Source organism: Streptomyces sp. NPDC007025, from assembly GCF_042869455.1.
Lineage (GTDB): Bacteria > Actinomycetota > Actinomycetes > Streptomycetales > Streptomycetaceae > Streptomyces.
In genome coordinates, this window is record NZ_JBIAFT010000004.1 from 492,740 (window position 1) to 515,569 (window position 22,830).

At 71.9% G+C, this 22,830-nt stretch carries 18 protein-coding genes, 1 rRNA gene and 1 pseudogene; 8 read left to right on the top strand and 12 right to left on the bottom strand.

Annotated elements, in window-relative coordinates; all coding sequences use genetic code 11:
* Window positions 1-439: 439 nt before the first annotated feature.
* Window positions 440-1,120, bottom strand: coding sequence for an HAD family hydrolase (locus ACFYMO_RS10905; RefSeq protein ID WP_366773174.1), 681 nt, complete (start codon window positions 1,118-1,120; stop codon window positions 440-442).
* Window positions 1,121-1,238: 118 nt separating this feature from the next.
* A complete protein-coding gene (locus ACFYMO_RS10910; protein ID WP_366773173.1) occupies window positions 1,239-1,766 on the bottom strand; it encodes a DUF6912 family protein in 528 nt (175 codons plus the stop codon).
* A 284-nt stretch (window positions 1,767-2,050) separates the two neighbouring features.
* On the opposite strand from ACFYMO_RS10910, the gene ACFYMO_RS10915 reads away from it, so the two are divergent.
* Window positions 2,051-2,530: an Rv3235 family protein gene (locus tag ACFYMO_RS10915; RefSeq protein WP_366773172.1), complete on the top strand. Its 480-nt coding sequence runs from the start codon at window positions 2,051-2,053 to the stop codon at window positions 2,528-2,530.
* Between the two features lie 240 nt (window positions 2,531-2,770).
* Here ACFYMO_RS10915 and secA read toward each other — a convergent pair whose 3' ends face one another.
* Window positions 2,771-5,617: a preprotein translocase subunit SecA gene (gene secA / locus ACFYMO_RS10920; protein ID WP_388545647.1), complete on the bottom strand. Its 2,847-nt coding sequence runs from the start codon at window positions 5,615-5,617 to the stop codon at window positions 2,771-2,773.
* A 196-nt stretch (window positions 5,618-5,813) separates the two neighbouring features.
* On the opposite strand from secA, the gene ACFYMO_RS10925 reads away from it, so the two are divergent.
* Both ACFYMO_RS10925 and ACFYMO_RS10930 read left to right on the top strand, forming a co-directional pair.
* Entirely contained in the window at window positions 5,814-6,479 is a 666-nt protein-coding gene (locus ACFYMO_RS10925; RefSeq protein ID WP_366773170.1) for a GNAT family protein, read from the top strand.
* A gap of 256 nt (window positions 6,480-6,735) precedes the next feature.
* Window positions 6,736-7,950, top strand: a complete 1,215-nt coding sequence (locus tag ACFYMO_RS10930; RefSeq protein WP_366773169.1) for a DNA glycosylase AlkZ-like family protein — start codon at window positions 6,736-6,738, stop codon at window positions 7,948-7,950.
* Window positions 7,951-8,046: 96 nt separating this feature from the next.
* Here ACFYMO_RS10930 and ACFYMO_RS10935 read toward each other — a convergent pair whose 3' ends face one another.
* The 7 genes from ACFYMO_RS10935 to mtnA all read right to left on the bottom strand — a co-directional run bounded on the left by ACFYMO_RS10935 (window position 8,047) and on the right by mtnA (window position 16,512).
* Window positions 8,047-8,799 (bottom strand): response regulator transcription factor, encoded by a 753-nt coding sequence (locus tag ACFYMO_RS10935; protein WP_366773168.1) that lies wholly within the window; start codon window positions 8,797-8,799, stop codon window positions 8,047-8,049.
* 210 nt (window positions 8,800-9,009) lie between these two features.
* Window positions 9,010-9,711 carry a ribosome hibernation-promoting factor, HPF/YfiA family gene (gene hpf, locus ACFYMO_RS10940; protein WP_366773167.1) on the bottom strand — a complete coding sequence of 234 codons (702 nt, stop codon included), beginning with the start codon at window positions 9,709-9,711 and terminating at the stop codon, window positions 9,010-9,012.
* 302 nt (window positions 9,712-10,013) lie between these two features.
* The gene (locus ACFYMO_RS10945; RefSeq protein WP_366773166.1) at window positions 10,014-10,592 is read right to left on the bottom strand and encodes a ComF family protein; all 579 of its coding nucleotides are present in this window, start codon (window positions 10,590-10,592) and stop codon (window positions 10,014-10,016) included.
* 335 nt (window positions 10,593-10,927) lie between these two features.
* Window positions 10,928-12,793, bottom strand: a complete 1,866-nt coding sequence (locus ACFYMO_RS10950; protein ID WP_388545653.1) for an LpqB family beta-propeller domain-containing protein — start codon at window positions 12,791-12,793, stop codon at window positions 10,928-10,930.
* A complete protein-coding gene (gene mtrB, locus ACFYMO_RS10955) occupies window positions 12,790-14,703 on the bottom strand; it encodes an MtrAB system histidine kinase MtrB (protein WP_388545656.1) in 1,914 nt (637 codons plus the stop codon). The genes ACFYMO_RS10950 and mtrB overlap by 4 nt, the downstream gene beginning before the upstream one ends.
* A 1-nt stretch (window position 14,704) precedes the next feature.
* Window positions 14,705-15,382: a two-component system response regulator MtrA gene (gene mtrA, locus ACFYMO_RS10960; protein WP_019354225.1), complete on the bottom strand. Its 678-nt coding sequence runs from the start codon at window positions 15,380-15,382 to the stop codon at window positions 14,705-14,707.
* A complete protein-coding gene (gene mtnA / locus ACFYMO_RS10965; RefSeq protein WP_366773163.1) occupies window positions 15,379-16,512 on the bottom strand; it encodes an S-methyl-5-thioribose-1-phosphate isomerase in 1,134 nt (377 codons plus the stop codon). The genes mtrA and mtnA overlap by 4 nt, the downstream gene beginning before the upstream one ends.
* Before the next feature lie 128 nt (window positions 16,513-16,640).
* Between mtnA and ACFYMO_RS10970 the strand changes: the two genes are divergently transcribed.
* The 5 genes from ACFYMO_RS10970 to ACFYMO_RS10990 are packed head-to-tail and all read left to right on the top strand — an operon-like array spanning window position 16,641 to window position 22,266.
* The gene (locus ACFYMO_RS10970; protein WP_366773162.1) at window positions 16,641-17,987 is read left to right on the top strand and encodes a glycerophosphoryl diester phosphodiesterase membrane domain-containing protein; all 1,347 of its coding nucleotides are present in this window, start codon (window positions 16,641-16,643) and stop codon (window positions 17,985-17,987) included.
* Window positions 17,988-17,991: 4 nt separating this feature from the next.
* A complete protein-coding gene (locus tag ACFYMO_RS10975; protein ID WP_388545660.1) occupies window positions 17,992-18,729 on the top strand; it encodes a DUF4129 domain-containing protein in 738 nt (245 codons plus the stop codon).
* Complete coding sequence (locus tag ACFYMO_RS10980; protein ID WP_388545663.1) at window positions 18,726-19,976, top strand: DUF4350 domain-containing protein; 1,251 nt, start codon at window positions 18,726-18,728, stop codon at window positions 19,974-19,976. Before ACFYMO_RS10975 ends, ACFYMO_RS10980 begins: the two co-directional genes overlap by 4 nt.
* A complete protein-coding gene (locus ACFYMO_RS10985; protein ID WP_366773159.1) occupies window positions 19,973-20,938 on the top strand; it encodes a MoxR family ATPase in 966 nt (321 codons plus the stop codon). The genes ACFYMO_RS10980 and ACFYMO_RS10985 overlap by 4 nt, the downstream gene beginning before the upstream one ends.
* Window positions 20,939-20,955: 17 nt before the next feature.
* Window positions 20,956-22,266: a DUF58 domain-containing protein gene (locus ACFYMO_RS10990; protein WP_366773158.1), complete on the top strand. Its 1,311-nt coding sequence runs from the start codon at window positions 20,956-20,958 to the stop codon at window positions 22,264-22,266.
* 99 nt (window positions 22,267-22,365) lie between these two features.
* Here ACFYMO_RS10990 and ACFYMO_RS10995 read toward each other — a convergent pair.
* Window positions 22,366-22,584 (bottom strand): annotated as a pseudogene (locus tag ACFYMO_RS10995) (helix-turn-helix domain-containing protein); the annotation flags it as partial.
* A gap of 141 nt (window positions 22,585-22,725) precedes the next feature.
* Window positions 22,726-22,830 (bottom strand): 5S ribosomal RNA (rrf, locus tag ACFYMO_RS11000); the annotation flags it as partial.

A 22,830-nucleotide genomic window follows, 5' to 3' on the forward strand; every position in this document is an offset into this window, starting at 1 on the left:
CCGCTGTGCCGGGAGAGACGACCAGCGGCGCCCCGCCCGCGCTGTCGCGGGGGGCGCTGTACGGAGGATCGCTCGGTCGCTGATCCTCCGGTGGATATCGCGCTGATCACGGGGGTAAGGCTATCGCCCCCGGCCGCCGACACGTCATGGGCCTTATATGTACGAATAGGGAGAACGCCGAGATCGTCTTCTCCGAACCGGCCAGTTGGGCCGGGTCCGGGAAAATTTCTGGCAAAGCGGCGTTCCGGGGGCACGCTCCTGGAGACGGTGCGCGGGGCCCGGACGGTTCCCCCTTTCGGGCCGCCGGGGGCGTGCCGGCAGCTGTCGGCGTGCTCCGTGCGGCTCTGCCGGGGGCCGTGATCCGTAGGGCCGTGATCCGTACGGCCGCTGCGGCGCCGGGCCGCCGCCCCGGCCCGCTCCCACGCCCCCGACGGTCCGGTCACGGCTCCGCCGCCAGCAGCTCCGCCGTCCGGACGGCCTCGTGCAGGGTGTCCACCACCGGGACACCCGCCTCCTCCAGACTGGCCCGGCTGTGCGAGCCGCCGGTGAACAGCACAGCACGGGCCCCCGCGTGCGCGGCCGCCGAGGCGTCGTCCACGGCGTCCCCGATCACCACCGTGCGGCGCGGTTCCACCCCGCCGAGCGCGGCGAGATGCTGCACCATCTGCGCCGCCTTGCCGCCACCGGAGGGGCCGACCGAGCCGTCCACCCGCACGAAGTGCTCCTCGATGCCGTAGGTACGCAGCAGCGGCAGCAGCCGGTCGTGCGGCGCCAGCGAGCAGAGCGACTGGGTGCGGCCCGCCGAACGCCCGGCGGCCAGCAGCTCGGCGGCTCCCTCGGCGAGCCCCGCCCGCGGCGCCAGCGCCCAGTAGTACCGGTGGAAGGTCTCGTCCATCACCCGCCACTCGTCGTCGGTGGGCATTCTGCCGAGCAGCCGCTCGTAGAAGCGCGGTACCGGTACGCAGAACAGCTCCCGGTACCGCTCCAGTGTGATGCTCGGCATACCGAGCTCGCCGAACGCGGCGTTCGTCGCCTCGATGACCGTATGGATGTCGTGCAGCAGCGTGCCGTTCCAGTCCCACACAATGTGCGCGGACCGCTCTTCTCGCCCCAGGACCATGCAGCCGACGGTAGGAGACGGCACTGACATCGCGACACCGATTTCCCGCCCCCCGCGGGCGACCGCTCGCCTCCGCGCGGGGCCCGTCTGCGGCCGGTCGGCCGCCGACGGCGGCCTCTCAGCCGACGAGCGCGGGGATCTCCTGGGTGGCGAACCACAGCAGCTCGTGGTCGTCGGCCCGGTCCACCACCTGCTCCGCCCGCTCGTCACCGGCGAGCGCCGCGGACAGCGCACCGACCGCGGCGGTCACGTCGTCCACCGCGTCCTCCGCGTCGAGGTGGACTGCGGCCGCCTTGGTCAGCGGGACGGCGGCGGTCAGCCGGACCCGGCCCACGGCCCCGGCATCCGCCTCCGCGCCGCCCCGGGACCCGTCGCCCTCCTCGTCGGGGACGACGGCCTCGTCGGCGGCCTCCAGCGCGACGACGACCCGGCGGCGCGCCGCCTCGTGCTGGTCGGCGAGCAGCCGCAGCGCAGCACCGGCGGCCTGCCGCAGCGCCGCGTACTCCAGCTCCTCCGCGTCCTCCGAGCCCCACCACGCGCGCAGCCCGGGGGTGACCGCGTACGCCTCGACGGGCGCCGGTCCCAGCTCACCCGCGCCGTGCGCCTCGCTCAGTGCGGGCAGGGTCAGAGGGACATAGACGCGCATGGGCTGCCGCTTTCGTGTATCGCCGGGACCGGATGCCCCGTCAGCATACGGGCACGCGCCGCACGGCGCCCTGCTCGGCGGCCGAACGAACCCGCAGGTGAACACGGCGCGGAGTCAACACCCACGGGTCGCCCCCACCGGATAGGGGAATCTGCCCCGGCCCCGCACCGGGCCGCCCCCGCGCATTGCGGCACCCCGCGTTCCGCCGCTAGAACCGTTGCCGTCCAGCCAGTTACCGCCCGGTATTCGCTCGCCGGGTCCCGGCACACACCCCGAGGGAGCCCATGACGACGCCCGTCTCCGACCCGGCATCCGGACGTCAGCCCCGCAGGCGCGGCCCGCGCCCGGCACCCACCCGGCCGCCGACCCGGCGCGACAGCCGCCGCCCCGCCGACTCCGCGCTCCGGGCAGCGGCCCACCGCGCCCGCCAGGGCCGGCCCCCGTTCTGGTTCGCCCACCGGCTGCTGCTGGTGCTGAGCGGCCAGTGCCCCGTCCACACCCTGCTGGCCCACGTCCGAGGACCCGCCTACGACCGGCTGACCGCCCTGGCCCCCTCGGCACCGCTGCGCCCGCGCGGCGCGGACCGCACGGCACCCGAGGTGCTGGAGGCTCGCGGCACCCAGCCGCGGCCCGGTGTCATCGAAGCCTTCGCCCGCATCGCCACCGGCGCCCACCAGCGCGCCATGGCGTTCCGCCTGGAATGGTGCCCGGACAACCGCTGGCGCTGCACCGCCATCGAGCTCGACGGCGCCGCCGACGGCTGACCGCGCCCCGATCCCGCGGGGGCGCACGGAGCCCCGGACCCGGCGGAGGCGCAGCCGGGCCCGGCGGGGGACCACAGGGCACGACTGAGGGGCCACCACCGGACCACGGCCGAGGAGCCACCGGACACGGCTGAGGGGCCGGGCACCGGGTGCCCGGCCCCTCGGGCCGCGTAGGAGTGCGCGAGCCGCCCCGGCCGGCCGCCGAAACGGCGGCCGGCGCGCGGCGGGCCGCGCCGCGCGCTACTTCCGCTTCTTGCGCCCCTTCTGGGCCTTGCGGCGCTCGGCGCGGGTGAGGCCGTCGGCCGACGAGCGGACCGGACCGCCGCCGTCCTCGTCCGCCGTCTCGCTGGTGTCCAGATCGCGCTCGACGACGCCGCCCTCGGCGGTCGGCGCCGAGAAGTGCAGGCGGTCGGGGCGCTGCGGCTGGTCCAGCCCCTTGGCGTGGATCGCGGGGGCCGGCCCCGCGCCCGCACCGGCCGGCACGGCGTCGCGCGCCCCCTCCTTCTCCAGTGACGGCGCCGGTGCCTCGTCCTCGACCGGCACCTCCTCGACCTGCTGCTCGACCTGAACCTCCAGGTTGAACAGGTAGCCGACCGACTCCTCCTTGATGCCGTCCATCATGGCCTGGAACATGTCGTAGCCCTCCCGCTGGTACTCGACCAGCGGGTCCTTCTGGGCCATCGCACGCAGGCCGATGCCCTCCTGGAGGTAGTCCATCTCGTAGAGGTGCTCGCGCCACTTGCGGTCGAGCACCGACAGCACCACGCGCCGCTCCAGCTCACGCATGATCTCGGAGCCCAGCTCCTGCTCACGCGCGTCGTACTGCTCGCGGATGTCGTCCTTGATCGCCTCGATGATGAAGTCGGCGGTCAGACCCTCGCGGTCGCCCGCGGCCTCCTCCAGCTCCTCGATGCTCACCTGCACCGGGTAGAGCTGCTTGAAGGCGCTCCACAGCCGCTCCAGGTCCCACTCCTCGGCAAAGCCCTCGACGGTCTCGGCCTGGACGTAGGCCTCGATCGTGTCGTCCATGAAGTGCCGCACCTGCTCGTGCAGGTCCTCGCCCTCCAGGACCCGGCGGCGCTCGCCGTAGATGACCTCGCGCTGCCGGTTGAGCACCTCGTCGTACTTGAGGACGTTCTTGCGGATCTCGAAGTTCTGCTGCTCGACCTGGGACTGCGCGGAGGCGATGGCGCGGGTCACCATCTTGTTCTCGATCGGGACGTCGTCGGGAACGTTGGCCATGGCCATCACGCGCTCCACCATCTGCGCCTTGAACAGCCGCATCAGGTCGTCGCCGAGCGACAGGTAGAAGCGGGACTCGCCCGGGTCGCCCTGCCGGCCGGAGCGGCCGCGCAGCTGGTTGTCGATCCGGCGCGACTCGTGGCGCTCGGTGCCCAGCACGTAGAGGCCGCCCAGCTCCTTGACCTCGTCCACGGCCGCCTTGACCGACTTCTCGGCCTTGTCCAGCGCGGTGGGCAGGGCCGCCGCCCACTCCTCCGGGTGCTCGTTCGGGTCCAGCCCGCGGTCGCGCAGCTCGTTCTCCGCCATGCCCTCGGCGTTGCCGCCGAGCTTGATGTCGGTACCGCGGCCGGCCATGTTGGTGGCGACCGTGACCGCGCCCTTGCGGCCCGCCTCCGCGACGATCAGCGCCTCACGCTCGTGGTTCTTCGCGTTGAGCACCTGGTGTGCGACGCCGCGCTTGGTGAGCTGCTTGGAGAGGTACTCGGATTTCTCGACCGAGGTGGTGCCGACCAGGATCGGCTGCCCCGACTCGTGCTTGTCCGCGATGTCGTCCACGACCGCGTCGAACTTGGCGACCTCGGTGCGGTAGATCAGGTCGGCCTGGTCCACCCGGGCCAGCGGGCGGTTGGTCGGGATGGGGACCACGCCGAGCTTGTAGATCTGGTGGAACTCGGCGGCCTCGGTCATGGCCGTACCGGTCATACCCGAAAGGGTGTTGTAGAGGCGGAAGAAGTTCTGGAGGGTGATCGTGGCGAGCGTCTGGTTCTCGTCCTTGATGTCCACCCCCTCCTTGGCCTCGATCGCCTGGTGCATGCCCTCGTTGTAGCGGCGCCCGGCGAGGATACGGCCGGTGTGCTCGTCGACGATCATGACTTCGCCGTCCATGACGACGTAGTCCTTGTCGTTCTTGTAGAGCTCCTTGGCCTTGATCGCGTTGTTGAGATACCCGACCAGCGGGGTGTTGACCGACTCGTAGAGGTTGTCGATGCCCAGCCAGTCCTCGACCTTGGCGACGCCGGACTCGTGGATGCCGACCGTGCGCTTCTTCTCGTCGACCTCGTAGTCGCCGGTCTCCGGCTTCTGGGTGCGCGGGTCGCCGGGCTCACCCTTCTCCAGCCGCTTGACCAGCTTCGCGAAGTCGCTGTACCACTTCGTGGCCTGGTCGGCGGGGCCGGAGATGATCAGCGGCGTACGGGCCTCGTCGACGAGGATCGAGTCCACCTCGTCGACGATGGCGAAGTTGTGTCCCCGCTGCACCAGTTCGTCCTTCGACCACGCCATGTTGTCGCGCAGGTAGTCGAACCCGAACTCGTTGTTGGTGCCGTAGGTGATGTCGCAGGCGTACTGCTCGCGGCGCTCGGCGGGGGACATGTTGGCGACGATGCAGCCGACCTCGAGCCCGAGGAAGCGGTGCACCCGGCCCATCCACTCGGAGTCGCGCTGCGCCAGGTAGTCGTTGACCGTGACGATGTGGACGCCGTCGCCCGACAGCCCGTTCAGATACGCGGGCAGCGTACCGACCAGCGTTTTGCCCTCACCCGTCTTCATCTCGGCCACGTAGCCGAGGTGCAGCGCGGCGCCGCCCATCAGCTGGACGTCGTAGTGCCGCTCGCCCAGCACACGCTTGGCGGCCTCGCGGACGGTCGCGAACGCCTCCGGCATCAGGTCGTCCAGACTCTCGCCCTCGGCGTACCGTTCCTTGTACTCGTCCGTGAGCGCGCGCAGCTCGGCGTCGGACAGGTCGACGAAGTCCTCTTCGATGGAATTCACCTGCCGCGCGACGCGGTCCAGCTTGCGCAGGATCTTCCCTTCACCTGCACGCATGAGCTTGCCGAAGACGGACACTTAAGGTGGCTCCTTGCCGGTCGGGCCTGGCACGGTCTGCACGGTCAGTGCGGATATCGGTGCGGATCACCGAGGTCCTCTCCTTGCCGAGGGCCTGTACCGCACCGGCCATCGTATGCGAGGGACGACTGCCCCTGTACCCCCAACGTGCCGGAGCCCCCGAAGGTGCCGGGGACCCCGGCGGCACAATCGGTCCATGGAACCGATCACACTGCGCACCGGGCGGCTGCTGCTGCGTCCCTTCGAGGAGTGGGACGCGGCGGCGCTCGCCGCGGCCTGCGACGATCCGGACATCCAGCGCTTCGTCCCGGTGCCCGAACCGTACACGCTCAAGGACGCCGAGGAGTTCGTCCGCGGTGTGAGCGCGAACGGCTGGCGGGAGGACACGATGTACAACTTCGGCGTCTTCACCCGCGGCGCCCCCGGCGACGGCGCGGACGCGGGCGGTGACGGCGGTGCGGAAGGCGGCCGTGCCGCGGACGGCGGCGGCCCCGGCGGCGAACTGGTGGGCTCCATGGGACTGGTCCGACTCTCCCTGCACACCGCCGAACGCCAGGCCGAACTGGGCTTCTGGACAGCACGCGGCCACCGGCGCAAGGGCTACACCGCGGAGGCCGCGCGTGCCGTGGCGGACTGGGCGTTCACCGCGCTGGGAGTGGAGCGACTGGAGTGGCTGGCCCAGGTGGAGAACACCGGGTCACGCGCCGTGGCGCAACGGCTCGGCTTCGTGGAGGAGGGGATCGCGCGGGCACGCATCGTGCACAGGGGAACACGCCGTGACGCCCGCGTCGCCGCCCTGCTCCCCTCGGACCTGGGCCACCCGCAGTCCACCCCCTACCTGCCCTCGCCGCCGCGCGGATAGCTCCCGCGGAACAGCCCGCGTGGCTCCCGCGGAACACTCCGCGTGGCTCCCGCGCACCGCCCCGCGCGGGCAGGCGCCGCGGGAGACGGGGCAGCAGCACGGGCGCTCCGGGAAGCACGGTCACGGCCGGGTGCGGGGAGGCGTGCGGGTCGGGCAGGCGCCCGGAAGCCGCTCGGCGGCCCCCGCCGCCCGCCGGCCGCCCGGGGCCGACGCCTCGGCGCGGGGAGTGTCAGTGGTCCCGCCTAGGGTGTGCCGCATGACGACCGGTCTGCCTGCCACCGCTGTCCCGGCCGACGGCACCCACGTGCCGCAGGCCTCCCTCTCCGCCGCCGAGGCCCGGCGGATCGCACTGCGTGCCCAGGGTCTGCTGGGAGCCCCGGACCGCAGGGCAGGAGCACGCGGAGTACTGCGGCACCTGGGCGCGGTGCAGCTGGACACGATCTCGGTCCTGGCCCGTTCGCACGAGCTGGTGCCCTACGCCCGGCTGGGCGCCGTGGGACGGCAGGCCGTGGAGTCGGCCTACTGGTCCGGAGCGCACAGCTTCGAGTACTGGTCGCACGCCGCGTGCGTGCTGCCGATCGAGGAGTGGCCGCACTTCGCCTTCCGCCGCCGCGCCTTCCGCGACCGCGGCCACCGCTGGCACCGGATGAAGGACCGGGAGGGCTCGTGCGCCGCCGTGCGCGACCGGCTCCGTGCGGAGGGCCCGCTGACCACGGCGGACCTGGGCGGCGGCCGGAACGGCGGCGAGTGGTGGGACTGGTCCGAGAGCAAGATCGCGGTCGAGTGGCTGCTGGACATCGGGGAGGTCGTGGTCACCGAGCGGCGCGGCTGGAAGCGCGTCTACGACCTCGCGGAGCGCGCGATCCCCGGCGCCCTGTTCCACGACGACCTGGACGACCGCGCCTGCCTGCGTCGGCTCGTCACCCAGGCGGGCTCGGCGCTGGGCGTCGCCACCCGGGCCGATCTGGCCGACTACCACCGCCTCAAGGCCGAACAGGTGGAGTCGGTGCTGCCGGACACCGGGCTGGTGCCGGTCCGGGTGCAGGGCTGGCCCAAACCCGGCTGGGCCGACCCGGCGGCCCTGGAATCCGCACCGCGCGGCCGGCACCGTACGACGCTGCTCTCCCCGTTCGACTCGCTGGTCTGGGACCGCCCTCGCACCGAACGCGTCTTCGGCTTCCAGCACCGGCTGGAGGCGTACGTGCCGAAGCCGAAGCGGGTGCACGGCTACTTCGCGATGCCGCTGCTGGCGGGCGGCGAGCTCGTCGGCCGGGTGGACCCCGCCCGGGAGGGCACCACGCTGGTCGCCCGCCAGCTGTCCCTGGAGAGCGCAAAGGCCGTGGAACCGATGGCGCAGGCGCTGTGCGAAGCCGCCGCATGGGTGGGCTGCGACGCGGTGCGGGTGGAGCGCTGCGCTCCCGAGGAGCTGCGGCCCCGGCTCCGCAGCGCCCTCGACGCGCTGGGCGGGTGAGCCGCCCGCACCTCGGCGGCTCTCGGCACGCGGGCGGCAGCCTGCCGCCCGTTCGCGGTGCTCTCCGTCCGCACACGGCGGTCCGCTGCCCGCGCGTCAGCGGATTTCGAGGATCTTCTCCCGCATCGCGTAGACCACGGCCTCCATCCGGGAGTGGAGCTGAAGCTTCTCCAGGATGTTGCGGACGTGGTTCTTCACGGTGTTCTCGCTGATGAAGAGCTCCTTGGCGATGTCCCGGTTGTTCATCCCGGTGGCCACCAGCTTGAGCACCTCCAGCTCCCGGTCGGTGAGCCTGGGCGCGGGCACCAGCTTGCTCTCGTCGGTGCGCTGGATCATGGATTTGAACTCGGTGAGAAGCTTCGCCGCCATCGAGGGGCTGATCTGCGACTGGCCGTCGGCCACGGCCCGGATCGCCGTGGAGACCTCGTCCGTGGAGATCTCCTTCAGCAGATACCCGGTCGCACCCGCCTTGATGGCGTCGTAGAGGTCGGCCTCCTCGTCGCTGATCGTCAGCATGATGATCTTCGCGCTCGGTGCGACCTCCTTGATGGAGGTACACGCCTCGATCCCGCCCCGCTTCGGCATCCGCACATCCATCAGCACGATGTCGGGCAGCAGATCCGCCGCCTTGTCCACCGCCTCGGCCCCGTCCCCGGCCTCTCCGACGACCTGGATGTCCTCCTCCTGGGCCAGCACGATCTCCAACCCACGCCGGAACAGCGCGTGGTCGTCGACGACCAGCACCCGGATCGGCTCCTTGCGCCGCTCCCGCTCGTAGAGCTCCTCCTCCGCCACCGGGCCCGGGTGTGCGTCGGGCACGGGCATCACGGGCCCGAAGCTGTCCACCATCGTTCCTCCCCCTGCACCCTGATCTCCCACCAACCCCGCTCCGGCCAACGGAGGTTGGCCCGGGCCTTGATGTTACTCATGCCGACGCCCCCGGCCGGGTCCCGAGATCCGGCCGGGGGCGCGAACATCAAGCCGGTGGTGCGCAGAGCGGGTGCCGGGCCATGCCCGGCGGATCGCCGATGGACCGCACCTGACCGGCGCCGGACGGTGTCAGCCGCCCAACGCCCCGCCCGCTCCGGGCGGCGGCTCCTGTACGAACGGGTCCGGCTCCAGATGAATCACGCCGTAGTCATAGCCGTGCCGCCGGTAGACGACACTGGGCTGCTTGGTCTCGGAGTCGACGAACAGATAGAAGTCATGGCCCACCAACTCCATCTCGTAGAGCGCCTGATCCAGCGTCATCGGCGCTGCCGCGTGCGTCTTCTCGCGGACGATGAGCGGTCCTTCACCGCGAACCTCCAGCGGTCCCATCTTGGTGACCACGGGCTGGTCTTCGGCCTCCGAGGCAACGGCCACCGATCCGGCGGCGGCGTCCAGTTCTCCGTTGAGTTCCGACGCGAGGTGGGCGGTCGCCGCCGCCACACTCATCGGTGCGCGGCTGCCGCCGCGGTGGACGCGACGCTTGTCGGCCTGCTTGCGCAGCCGGGCTTCCAGCTTGCTGGAGGCCAGGTCGAGCGCCGCGTACGGGTCGGAGGCTGCTGCCTCCGCACGAATGACCGGTCCACGCGTACGCAGGGTGATCTCAACCCTGTCGGAACGGTCGGCCTGCCGGGGGTTGTGCTCCTTGGCCACCTCGACCTCAAGGTTGATCACCTTGCCGTCGAGCTTCTGAACCTTCTCCAGCTTTTCGGCCACGTGCTTGCGGAACCGGTCGGGCACCTCTGTCTTGCGACCCTTGACGACGATGTCCACGCAGAACTCCGTTCCCGGACGGTCCCACATCTCCGTGCGACCATCCTTGGTGCACTGACGCCGGAGGCTCGGCCCTCCCGCCGTTTGGCTCTCCGGCTCGAGTCGGCTTGCGAGTTTCACCTCCTTCTCCCCCGGAGGAGAGATCGCCACTCAATCCGAACGTACCTCCACTGGGGGAGGCTCGGCACCCCCTACCGGCACGTACCTCCGATCAGGGGAGTGAACCCTGGTATCACCTGCAACGACGTCCCCGATCTGATAGTTCCATCGCGTCACGCCAGGCAACTTTCCGTTCTTCTTGATCACTCGACCGAGCGCACCGCGAGCACCGCGGCCGAGGCCACCCCGCCCAGCGCCCGCGACGCCTCCGCGAGCGTCGCGCCCGTCGTCATCACATCGTCCACCAGCACGACCCGGCCCCGGCCCAGCAGCCGTGCGCCGCCTGGCACCGTCTCCAGAGCTCCGGCAACATTCGCGGTCCGCTGCGCTGCGCCAAGCCCCGCCTGGTCGACCACCCTCCGGCGCAGGCACAGCACCGGCAGCACCTGCGCGGCCATGCCCCCGCCTCTCAGCACGGCCGCGGCCTCCCGCGCCATGCGCCGCACCGGATCGTGCCCCCGCCCCGCGACCGCCCGCCGCATGGAGGGCACCGGAACGAGCAGGATCGGGACAGGGCGCCGTGCCGGCCGGCGGCCTGCCGCGACGGACGGCCCGCCCCGGACGGGTGCGGCCGGCGCAGAGCTGGCCGTCGCACGCGAGGCGCGTTCGACGGCACGTGCGAGCACCGCTCCCAGCGGCGCGGCCAGGCCCAGGGCACCGCGCTCCTTGTGAGCGAGCAGCGCGGCTCGGGCCTCGTCGGTGTAGGTGAGGGCTCCATACACCTGCGGCAGTCCGGACGGTACGCGCGAGGGACGGACCCGCCGCGGCACCGCGCCATTCAGCACGCTGCTGCACTCTTCGCACAAGCGGTCCCGCGTAGGCGGGCGACCGCATCCGGCACACCCCACGGGCAGCACCAGACCTGCGAGTTCCCGCCGAATTCCCAGCAAGGTCCTCGACATGCCCCCACTCTGGCGCCGGGGATCCGGCGCCACCACCCCTGTGGAAAACTCCCCGAACGCCCGCGGACCGAGCCCGGGGTGGCAGCGCCCACGCGCCGCGACACCGCGGTCAGGAGACCGGCCCGGGCTGCGGCGCGGCACGCCGGGTGGCGGGCTCAGCCCGGGTAAGCGGGGGCCGAACCGTGCTCCGTGAGCATCCGCCAGTTCGCGTCGGGGGGCAGCCGCACGATGCCGTCCTCGGAGTCGGCGAGCAGCGGCTTGCTCTCGTCCTCGGAGGCGGCGACCCCCGTCACGTCGGTGATCCCCGGGAGCGTCGGCTGGTCGGAGACCGAGCCGTCGGTCTCCATGTACTGCAGTTGCTGCACGCTCCCCGACTCGCGCCCCACCACCACGAGGCGGCTGCCGCCCGCCCACGAGGCCGCCGAGACGTCCACCAGCTGGGGAGCGACCGGACGCAGCTGCTCGACCGTCACCCGGGAGTTCTTCGCCGTCCCCCCGCGTACCACCCGGCCGAGTTGCAGCGAGGCATGGCCCTCGCCGTCCCGCACCCGCAGCAGGATCCGCACCCCGTCGGAGGCGATCCGCAGCGACTCGATGCGCTCGTCCTCGCCCAGGTCCGGCACCCTCACCTCGTCGGGCTGCTCCTTGCCGCTGCGCAGCCGCAGCAGCCGAGGAGCGTCCGGGTCCCGGTCGGCGACCCACAGGTCGCCCAGTCCGTCCCAGCTCGGCGCCGTCAGCCGGTCCTTCTCCTTCTCCGCCGCGCTGGTGAGCACCGGATCACCGAGCGCGGTGGTGGCGCTGCTGCCCTCCAGGGAGGCGACGTAGAGGGCGCGCCGGCCGCGCGAGACGGCAGCGCCCTCGCTCTCGATCCGGTTGACCGCGACCGCGCCCATCTCCACCCGCCCGCTGCCCAGCGGGCCCTCGACCGGCCGCGCCGACGCGCTCTTGCGCTTGAAGGACGCGACGCGGTGCTTGCCGTCGATGAAGTACGCCCGCTTGGCACTGCCGTTGAGGCGGCCCGGCTGGTATGCGGCCACCTGCTCCCGGGTCCGGGAGCAGAGCTGCCGGTCCTTGGGACCGGCCAGTTCCACCTTGCCGACCTTCGCCGACGCCTGGTCCTGCACGGAGTACAGCACCTGCGCCGCCATCCGCGCGCATCGCCTGCCGCCGGCCTCGGCAGCGCGGGCGTTGAGCCGCAGCCGCAGGACGCCCGAGTCGTCGAGCGAGAGGTGCTGTCCGCGCGCCAGGCGGCTGCCGCGCGGGAACGAGGAACCGACGACGGGGTCGATCCAGCCGGACGGGCCCTGCAGAAGCGCGGAGACCGTCTCGGTGACCGGGTCGATGCGTCGCCGAAGATAGACCGGATCGGCGACGAGCACGTTCTGTCCGTCAGTGATCGAATCCGCGTCCGGCCCGAGCTGCGCGTAGTAGTAAGTGTTGATGGGGCGGTAGATGCGCTGGAAGTCGGACTCGCCGAGCACGAGGCCGTCCGGCATCTCGTCGATGCGCCACTCCCCCTTCACCTCGGTCAGCCGGAAGACCTCGCTGTACTTGCCCTCGGAGGGCGAGTAGGCGTGCTTGCTGTCCACCTCGGCCATCCGGTCGCCCGAGACCTCCACCGAATAGCCGCCCTTGACAGCCGTGCTCTCAGGCGGCGCCTTCACCGCACCCGGCGCGTCCGAGAGCACCGTCGTCGACGCGAACGGGTCCCATCTGCGAGCCATGTCGGGGGTCATGTACTCGCGCGCGGTGCGGAATGTGGCCTCGTCGCTGGTCGTCGCCTCCAGAAAGCCCCGGACTATCTGGGTCGGCGCCTCGCCCTGCTGCGGACTGACGCTGTAGACCCGCACCTGGGAGTCGGTTCCGCTGCGGTGCGAGGAGTTGACGTGCTTGACCTTGCCTCCGTCCGGCATCGACGCGCACCCGGCCAGCAGCGCCCCGCACGCGGCGAGCACGATCAGCGCACGCCGCCGCCGCGCGGCGGTTCCGCGCCGCCGTGTACGCTCCTCCGCCGCTCTCATCTCCGCTCCTCTCCGGAGTGCCCTGACCGCTCGTCGTTCCGCGACCCGCCGGCGGCCGGGGCCGACGCGGTCCCCGCCGCGACCGCCTGCCGCTCCCGCTCCCTGGCCCGCTCCCGCTTCCGACGCGAGTCCTCGGGCTCCAGCCGCAGCGGAGAGCCGCGCAGCGGCTCCCCGGCTGTGCAGGGCAGTACGAGCAGGAACTGCGATCCGTCGCCCGGCGCACCCCAGGCGCGCAGCCACCCACCGTGCAGCCGGGCGTCCTCCAGCGCGATGGACAGCCCCAGTCCGGTACCACCCGTGGTGCGGGCCCGGGCCGGGTCGGCCCGCCAGAAGCGGTTGAACACGCGCTCGGCCTCGCCCTCCTTGAGACCGACGCCGTAGTCCCGCACGGCCACCGCCACGGCACCGCCCCCGGTCGCGAGCCGCACCACCACATCGCGACCCTCGCCGTGCTCCACCGCGTTGTCGACCAGGTTGCGCAGCACCCGCTCGATCCTGCGGCCGTCCATCTCGGCGACCACGGGCTGCTCGTCACCCTTCACCAGGATCCTGCTGCCCTTGCGCTCGGCGAGCGGCTCGCTGCCCTCCACCACCCGGTGGACCACGTCCCGCAGATCGACGGCGCTCGGCTCGAGGTTGGCGGCGCCCGCGTCGAACCGGCTGATCTCCAGCAGGTCCGCCAGCAATGATTCGAACCGGTCGAGCTGCCCGAGCAGCAGCTCAGCCGAGCGGGCGGTCACCGGGTCGAAGTCCTCACGCGCCTCGTGGATCACATCGGCCGCCATCCGCACCGTCGTCAAGGGCGTCCGCAGCTCATGCGAGACATCCGAGACGAAACGGCGCTGCATCCGGGACAGCTCCTCCAACTGCTGGATCTTGAGCTGGAGGTTCTGCGCCATTTTGTTGAACGACTCCCCCAGCCGGGCGATGTCGTCCTCGCCGGTGACCTTCATCCGCTCCTGGAGCCGCCCGGCCGCCAGCCGCTCGGAGATCCCGGCCGCCATCCGCACCGGTGTCACCACCTGCCGCACGACCAGCCACGCGATCGCGCCCAGCAGCACCACGACGAACACCCCGGCCGTCGCCAGCGTTCCCTTGACCAGGCTCAGCGACTCCTCCTCCTGGGTGAAGGGGAAGACGTAGTAGAGCTGGAAGGGATTGCCGCGCGCGTCGTTGAGACGCTTGCCGACGATCAGCGCCGGTTCACGGCCCGAGTCCTGCTGATAGACCCGGGCGTACCGGCGGTGCGGGCCGGGCTCGTCGTCGAGAGCCTTGCGCAGGTCGGCGGGGATGCTCTCCGGACGGATGTCGCCGCCCGCGCGCGGGCCGCGCGTGGTGAGGCTGCTGTTGCCGAGAAAGGGCGACTCGCTGTTGTCGGAACCGAGCGCCACCACCGAATAGACGCCCCGGCCGCTGCTGGCAAGCTGTTCGACCAGGTTGGTCAACCAGGTGCCGGAGTTCTGCGCACCCCTGCTGCCCCGGATGCTGTCCTCACCGCCGCTGGGGCCACTGCCGGCGCTGTCCGCCATCCGCTCGGCGGCGGCGAAGCCGCCGGAGGCCTGGCTCTGCGCGGTCTGCTCCTTGGCCTCCAGCAAGCCGTTGCGGACCTGCCCGATGACGACGAGCCCCAGAAGCAGCACGACCCCGAGCGAGAGCAGCAGCGTCGCCACAACCACCCGAAGCTGGATGTTCCGCCGCCACAGCCGCATCACCGGCAGCAGCGGCCTCCGCACCCACCGCACGAAGAACCGCACCATGGGGCGCGCGCCGGGGCCGGTCGCCCCCTCGGGGAGCAGACCGTCGGAGAACAGGACCCCACTCCTCCACAGGCGTCCGAATTTGGACACGTCGGATTCGCGGCCTGTTCCCCGCCCCCCACCGGTGCGGTTCGGTGCGGTGTTCCGGACCATCTCAGCCCGGCCCGGCCTTGTAGCCCACACCCCGCACGGTCACGACGATCTCCGGCCGCTCCGGGTCCTTCTCGACCTTCGAGCGCAGCCGCTGCACGTGCACATTGACCAGCCTGGTGTCCGCCGCGTGCCGGTAGCCCCACACCTGCTCCAGCAGCACCTCGCGGGTGAAGACCTGCCACGGCTTCCGCGCCAGGGCCACCAGGAGGTCGAACTCGAGCGGGGTCAGGGCTATGGACCGGCCCTCCCGCTTGACCGAGTGCCCGGCCACGTCGATCACCAGGTCGCCGATGGCCAGCTGCTCGGGCGCGGGCTCCTCGGAACGCCGCAACCGCGCCCTGATCCGCGCCACCAACTCCTTGGGCTTGAACGGCTTGACGATGTAGTCGTCGGCCCCCGACTCGAGCCCGACCACCACGTCGACCGTGTCGCTCTTGGCCGTGAGCATGACCACCGGTACCCCGGATTCCGCCCGGATCAGGCGGCACACCTCGATCCCGTCCCTTCCCGGCAGCATCAGGTCGAGGAGCACCAGATCCGGCTTGGTCTCCCGAAAGGCGGCGAGCGCCTTGTCGCCGTCCGCGACGAACGACGGTTCAAAACCTTCTCCGCGCAGCACAATGCCGAGCATTTCTGCCAGTGCGGTGTCGTCATCGACGACAAGGACGCGTCCCTTCATGCCTTCATCATCCCATTAGCCGATCGTGACGCTCGCTTTCGTGATGTGGAACACAGTTCCGCAATACTGGCGGCCGTCACGGGAGAGGCAGTCCCCTCATCCGTGACCACTGCCGTGACCAGGGCGGACGGCGTCACATCGAACGCCGGATTGTAGGCGTGCGCCCCCACCGGAGCCAGCGCCGGGCCCCCGCCGGCGCCCCCCGGACCCCGTCCCGGCCCGGCTCCGGGCCCCACCGTCACCTCGTGTGCCGCCCGCTGCTCCACCTCGATACCGCTGCCCCGCTCCGTCTCCGGATCGATCGTGGTCACCGGAGCCACCACCACGAACGGCACCCCATGGTGACTCGCCAGCACCGCCAGCGGATACGTGCCGACCTTGTTGGCCACCGAACCGTCCGCCGCGATCCGGTCGGCACCCACGAGCACCGCATCCACCTCACCGGCCGCGAACAGCGACCCGGCCGCGCCGTCCGCCAGCACGCTGTAGGCCATCCCCGCCTCGGCCGCCTCGTACGCCGTCAGCCTCGACCCCTGCAGCAGCGGACGCGTCTCCCCCACCCACAGCCGCCGCAGCCCACCGGCCCGGTGCACGGCCTTCACCACGGCCAGGGCCGTGCCCTCACCACCGGACACCAGCCTCCCGGTGTTGCAGTGTGTCAGGATCCGCAATCCGCCGTCGGGCACCAGACCCGCCAGCAGCTCCCTCCCGTGCCCGGCCATCCGCTCGCTCGCCTTGGCGTCCTCCCGGTGCAGCGCCCGCGCCGCAGCCAGCGCCCGGGCAGCCGCGTGCACCGCTCCGCCGTCGGCAGCCTCCCGATACGCGGCCTCCACCCGCCGTGCCCCGTAGGCGAGATTCACCGCCGTCGGCCGGGCATGCGCCAGCTGCTCCGCGGCCTCCGCCACGTCGGAACCCCGCGCCGCCGCCAAGGCGACCCCGTAACCACCGGCGATACCCAGAACCGGCGCACCCCGCACCGCCAGCGACCGGATGGCCGCCACCAGCGCGGGCACATCCGCGCACACCAGTTCCGCCTCCTCCACCGGCAGCCGGGTCTGGTCGAGAAGGACCACAGCGGGCCCCTCCGGTGACTCCTCGTAACGGATCACGGGCACACACTCGTCAGCCATCCGTCCAGTCTGCCCGCTCGGCGCGGGCCCCTTGAAGGGCGTCGCAGGCTCCCGACTGGCCGCACCCGCACCACCCCGTGGCACGATGGGCAGCCCACCAGGCCCGGGATTACACGAGGTGACCTCACGTGAACGACTCCCCGGACCGGGCTTCGCCCGGATCCGCTTCGCCCGACCCCCGCCCCTCCGGCACGCCCGGACGGCACGCCGGGGAGCCGACGGGCGACGACACGGAGCGCGCCGCACCCGAGGCACCGCGACCCGAGGCGGACGACCGCCCCCGCAACTGGGCCGCCGACCAGCCACCGGCCGCCCCCCAGGGATGGAACTGGGACGGCCAGGACGACAGCCACGGCCGGCGCAGCAGCCGGGCACAGATCCCGCGGCAGCACCCCGGCGGCCACCGAGGACGGACAGCGGGCCCCGGCCCCGCCCGGGGCTGGAACCACAACGGCCCGCCCACCGCCTGGGCACACCCGCCGCAGGCCGCGAAGCCCGGCGTCGTCCCGCTCCGCCCCCTGGGCATCGGCGAGATCCTGGACGGTTCCGTCAGCGCCATGCGCGCCCACTGGCGCACCGCACTGGGGATCGCCCTCGTCGTCGCCGTCCTCACCGAGCTCGTCTCGGTCCTCACCATGCGCCTCTGGCTCGGCGACTCCACCGCGTTCGAGGCGCTGACCAAGAACGACGAACCCAGCCTCGAGGAGCTGAACAAGGCCCTCACCGACACACTCAGCACTCTGAGCGTGACCTGGGTCGTCGGCATGCTCGGCACCGTGGTCGCCACCGCGATGCTCACCGTGGTCGTCAGCCGTGCGGTCCTCGGCCGCCGGGTCACCCCCGGTGAGGCATGGCGCGACGCACGCCCCCAGCTCCCCCGCCTGCTCGGTCTGCTCCTCCTCCTTCCTCTTCTGGTCTGCCTCGTTCTCCTCGGCTGTCTGCTCCCCGGGATCCTCGTCGCGCTCGCGGGCCCGGTCGGACCGGCGCTCCTCCTGCTGTTCTTCGGGCTGCTCGGCGGAATCGCCGCCGCGGCCTGGGTCTGGGTCCGGTTCTGCCTCGCGCCGCCCGCGCTGATGCTGGAGAAGCAGGGGCTGTCCGACGCCATGCGGCGCTCGGCCAAACTGGTGACGGGAAGCTGGTGGCGCATCCTGGGCATCCAGCTGCTCACCCTGGTTCTGATCACCGCCATCTCCTTCGTGGTCTCGCTGCCGACCACCGCCGTCTCCACACTCGTCAGCGGCGGCGACACCCTCACCGACCCCGCGGCCGCGACGACCTGGACCTCCCTCGTCATCAACGGCATCGGCTCCGTCCTGGCCTCGACCGTGGCCCTTCCCCTCAGCGCAGGCATCACCGCCCTCCTCTACCTCGACCAACGCATCCGCCGCGAGGCTCTCGACCTCGAACTGGCCCGCGCGGCGGGTGTCCCCGGCTTCGAGCACCAGGACACCGAGCCCCCCGCCGCAGGAAGCTGACACCGTGCCGGGGGGACACATCGACACGCTCTCCCGCTGCAGTGCCGCCGCTCTCCACCGGGCGGCCACCGCCGACGAGGGCGACGGCCCTGTCACCGCCCCCCGGCTGCCGGCCCGCGAGGACGCCGAGCGGGAACTGTCCCGGTCCGAGTACCACCAGCACGACCCCTCCCTGCTGCATCGCGTCCTCGACTGGCTGTGGGACCGCCTCGGCGACCTGCTCCGCACCGCCGCCGAAGCCGCCCCGGGCGGATCCGTGGGCCTCACGGTCCTGGTCCTCGTCCTCGCCCTGCTCCTCGTCGCTCTCCGCCTCCGTCTGGGCGCCCTCCGCACAAGGCGCACCACGGGCTCCGCGGCCCTGTTCCCCGACCGGCTCCGCAGCGCGGCCGACCACCGCACAGCCGCCGAATCCCACGCCCGGGCCGACCACTGGACCCCGGCCGTCCAGGAGCGGATGCGCGCACTGGTCCGCTCCCTGGAGGAGCGCGCGCTGCTCGACCCCCGTCCGGGCCGCACAGCCGACGAAGCCACCAGCGAGGCCGCCGTCGACCTCCCCCAGCTCGCCGATCGGCTGCGCGCCGCTGCCCGCACCTTCGACGAGGTCAGCTACGCCGGCCGGCCGGCCGACCCCGCCGACTACGCCCACCTTCGCGACCTGGACAACGCCCTCCTCCGCACCACCCCCGCCCCGCTCGCGAACCGCACCTCCGCAGCGCCGGCATCCCACGGGTGGGCTGTGTGACGACCACGGCCCCCACGTCCACCTCGCCCCTCGCACCTCACATATGGCAGCGGGCCCGCGGGCTCCTGCTCGCCGCCGCGATCCTCGCCGTCTCCGGGGTGGCCCTCGCCGCACTCCGCTCCGCCGAGCACACCGCCCCATTGGACCCCCGCTCGGCCTCCCCCGACGGCAGCAAAGCCCTCGCCCGTCTCCTCACCGACCGGGGCGTGCACACCACGGTCCTCACCGACTCCGCAGCGCTGCGCCAAGAAGCCGGGCACGACTCCACACTCCTGGTCCCCTTCCCCGACTCCCTCACCGAGCACCAGCGGACCGCCGTCCGCAAGGCGGCCGAAGGCTCCGGCCGCACCGTCCTGCTGGCACCGGATGCGAGAACGACCTCCGCTCTCATCCCCGGCATACGCACCTTCGCCGCCCTGCCCGTCCAGCCGACACGTCCGGACTGCGACCTGGCCGCGGCCCGCCGTGCCGGCGATGCGGATCTGGGCGGACACCGCTACAGCGCCACCGCCCGACTCGCCGAGAGCTGCTATCCGCGGAACGGCCGCGCCACCCTGCTGCGCCTCCACTCGCCATCCCGCGGCGACACCGTCCTCCTGGGCACGCCCGACCTCCTCCGCAACGAACACCTCGACCACCTCGGCAACGCTTCCCTGGCCCTCCAACTCCTCGGAGCACATCCACAACTCCTCTGGTACCTCCCCTCCGACGCTGCAGCTCCTTCCACCGGCGAGGAGCGCAGCTTCTTCGACCTGCTGCCCGGCGGCTGGTCCTGGGCGGCCGTACAGCTCGCCGTCGCGGCCCTCCTCGCCGCCCTGTGGAGGGCACGGCGGCTGGGCCCGCTCGTCACCGAACAGCTTCCCGTCGCCGTGCCCGCGGCCGAGACGACAGCGGGAAGGTCCCGCCTCTACCGCAAAGCCAAGGACCGTGCCCATGCGGCCGACACCCTCCGGGCCGCCTGCCGCGGCCGGCTCGCCCTCCTGGCCGGGGTGCCTCGCCCGCAGGCCCACGACCGCGAGATTCTCGTCCCTGCCCTGGCCGCACGAGGAGTCCACCGAGCATCACCCGAACCGGCTGAACCGGCATACGACGAGGCCAGGATCCGCTCCCTCCTCTTCGGCTCTTCTCCTGCGAACGACACCGCGCTGCTCCACCTCGCGGACGAACTCGACCGCCTTGAAGAACTCTTCGCCCCCGTCGGCTCCCAGCAGCACCGTCGAAGGACAGACAAGGACATCACCCCGTGAGCTCCCCCTCCGCAGACAACGCCCGCAGCGCCCTCGAAGCCCTCCGTGAGGAAATCTCCAAGGCTGTCGTAGGACAGGACGCCGCAGTCACCGGACTCGTCATCGCCCTGCTGTGCCGAGGGCACGTACTGCTCGAGGGCGTGCCGGGCGTCGCCAAGACACTCCTCGTGCGCACACTGGCCACCGCACTCGAACTCGACACCAAGCGGGTTCAGTTCACCCCGGACCTGATGCCCGGCGATGTCACCGGTTCACTGATCTACGACTCGCGCGCGGCCACGTTCTCCTTCCAGCCCGGCCCGGTCTTCACCAATCTCCTGCTCGCCGACGAAATCAACCGCACTCCGCCCAAGACGCAGGCATCCCTGCTGGAGGCGATGGAGGAACACCAGGTCTCTGTCGACGGCCGACCACACCCGCTTCCCGATCCCTTCCTGGTCGCCGCCACCCAGAACCCCGTCGAGTACGAGGGGACCTATCCCCTGCCCGAAGCACAGCTCGACCGCTTCCTGCTCAAACTGAACATCCCGCTCCCCTCGCGCGAGACCGAACTCGATGTACTCACCCGGCACGCCGAGGGCTTCGACCCCCGGGACCTGGCCGCCATGGGCGTACGCCCCGTCGCGGGCCCCGCCGAGATCGAAGCCGCGCGCGCAGCCGTCGCCCGGACCACCGTGTCCTCCGACGTCACCGGCTACGTCGTCGATATCTGCCGTGCCACCCGCGATTCCCCCTCGCTCTCCCTCGGGGTCTCCCCCCGAGGCGCTACCGCTCTGCTCTCCGCCGCCCGCGCCTGGGCCTGGCTCACCGGCCGCGACTACGTCACGCCGGACGACGTCAAGGCGTTCGCCCCGCCAGCGCTCCGACACCGCGTCCGGCTACGGCCCGAGGCCGAGATGGAAGGCGTCACCTCTGACAGCGTGCTGCACTCCGTTCTCACCCACACCCCAGTTCCCCGCTGAGAATTCCGGTTCCCACCATGGCCCTCACCGGCAGAACGGCCCTCGCGGCCGCCCTGGCCACGCTCATCGTGGGCTTCCTGCTGCCCAGTTGGACCGGGATCCTCGCCGTCGAGCTTCTCCTGCTGATTGCCATCGTGACCGACCTGCTCCTGGCGGCGCCAGTGAGTCAGCTCCTGTTCACCCGAAGCGGTGACACCTCAGTTCGACTTGGCGAACAGGCACTCGTCTCTCTCGTCGTCACGAATCCCAGCAGTCGCACCCTCAACGCGGATCTCCGCGACGCCTGGCCGCCCAGCAGCTGGCCGCCGGACAGCTCCGCCCGCGCCAGCCGCCATCGGCTCCGCGTACCCCCGGGAGAGCGGCGCCGTGTCACCACCCGGCTCCAGCCCACCCGCCGCGGGGACCGCGAAGCCGTACGTGTCACGGTCCGTTCGCACGGCCCCCTGGGGCTCGCCGCCCGCCAAGGGCATCACGAGGTCCCCTGGACCGTCCGCGTCCTTCCCGCCTTCCCCAGCCGGAGATTCCTGCCGGGCAAACTGGCCCGCCTCCGCGAACTCGACGGCCACACCAGCATCCTGACCAGCGGCGAGGGGACCGAGTTCGACAGCCTGCGGGACTACGCACCCGGAGACGACACCCGTTCCGTCGACTGGCGTGCCACAGCGCGCCGTGCGGATGTGGCCGTCCGCACCTGGCGGCCCGAGCAGGACAGGCGGATCCTGCTCGTCCTCGACACGGGCCGTACCTCGGCAGGCCGCGTCGGTGACGTTCCTCGCCTCGACGTGGCCATGGACGCGGCACTGCTCCTGGCCGCCTCGGCCGTCCGCGCCGGCGACCGCGTCGACCTGCTCGCCCATGACCGTGTCACCAGGACGAGCGTCACGGGGCGCGCCGGTACCGACACTCTGCCCACGCTCGTAGCGGCCATGGCTGCTCTCGAACCCGCTCTCACGGAATCCGACCTGCGGACTCTGGCGGCAAGAGCCCTCCGTACGACACCCAGCGGGTCGCTTCTGATCCTCCTGACCGGACTCGACCGAGCGCCGGTCGACGAGGGTCTGCTGCCTGTCCTGCCGCTCCTCACCCGACGGCACACCGTTGTTGTCGCCTCGGTATCCGATCCCCGCATCGAGGAGATGGCGGACGGACGGGGCACTCTCGACGCGGTGTACGGCGCGGCGGCAGCAGCACAGTCGCTGGCGGAACGGCAGGAGACGGCAGAGCGTCTGCGCCGGCACGGTGCGACTGTCGTGGACGAGCCCCCGTCCCGTCTCGCCTCCGCACTGACCGACACCTACCTCTCCCTCAAAGCGGCGGGACGGCTGTGAACAGTGGGCAAGGCCCTGTCGGCTCCGGCCGATTCCCCGCAGAGGCACGGTGGTCGGGTGGTCCGCTCACACCAGCGGACCCGCCGCCCGGCCCCGCCCTCAGATCTGGCCGAAGGCGCGTCGGAAGGCGCCGGGAGTGGTGCCGAGATGCGCCCGGAAGCGGCGGCGCAGGTTGACTGCCGAGGTGAGTCCGACGCGGGTGGCGACGGCTTCGACCAGAAGGTCGGTCTGTTCCAGCAGGACGCGTGCCGCGTCGATACGTTGGTCGAGCAGCCACTGACCTGGGCTGGTGCCGAGTTGCTCGGTGAAGCGCCGGGCGTCGTCATGGGATCACCATTCGGTCGTCCCGAGTCCTCGTCAGTCCGCCGGCCGACGGAAGGCCGAGGCCCGGAACCCGAATCGGCCCTGAACGTGAGAGAGCCCCGTCGGATGTCTCCGACGGGGCTCTCCCCACAATGAGTTCGGCGGCGTCCTACTCTCCCACACGCTCCCGCATGCAGTACCATCGGCGCTGAAAGGCTTAGCTTCCGGGTTCGAAATGTGACCGGGCGTTTCCCTCACGCT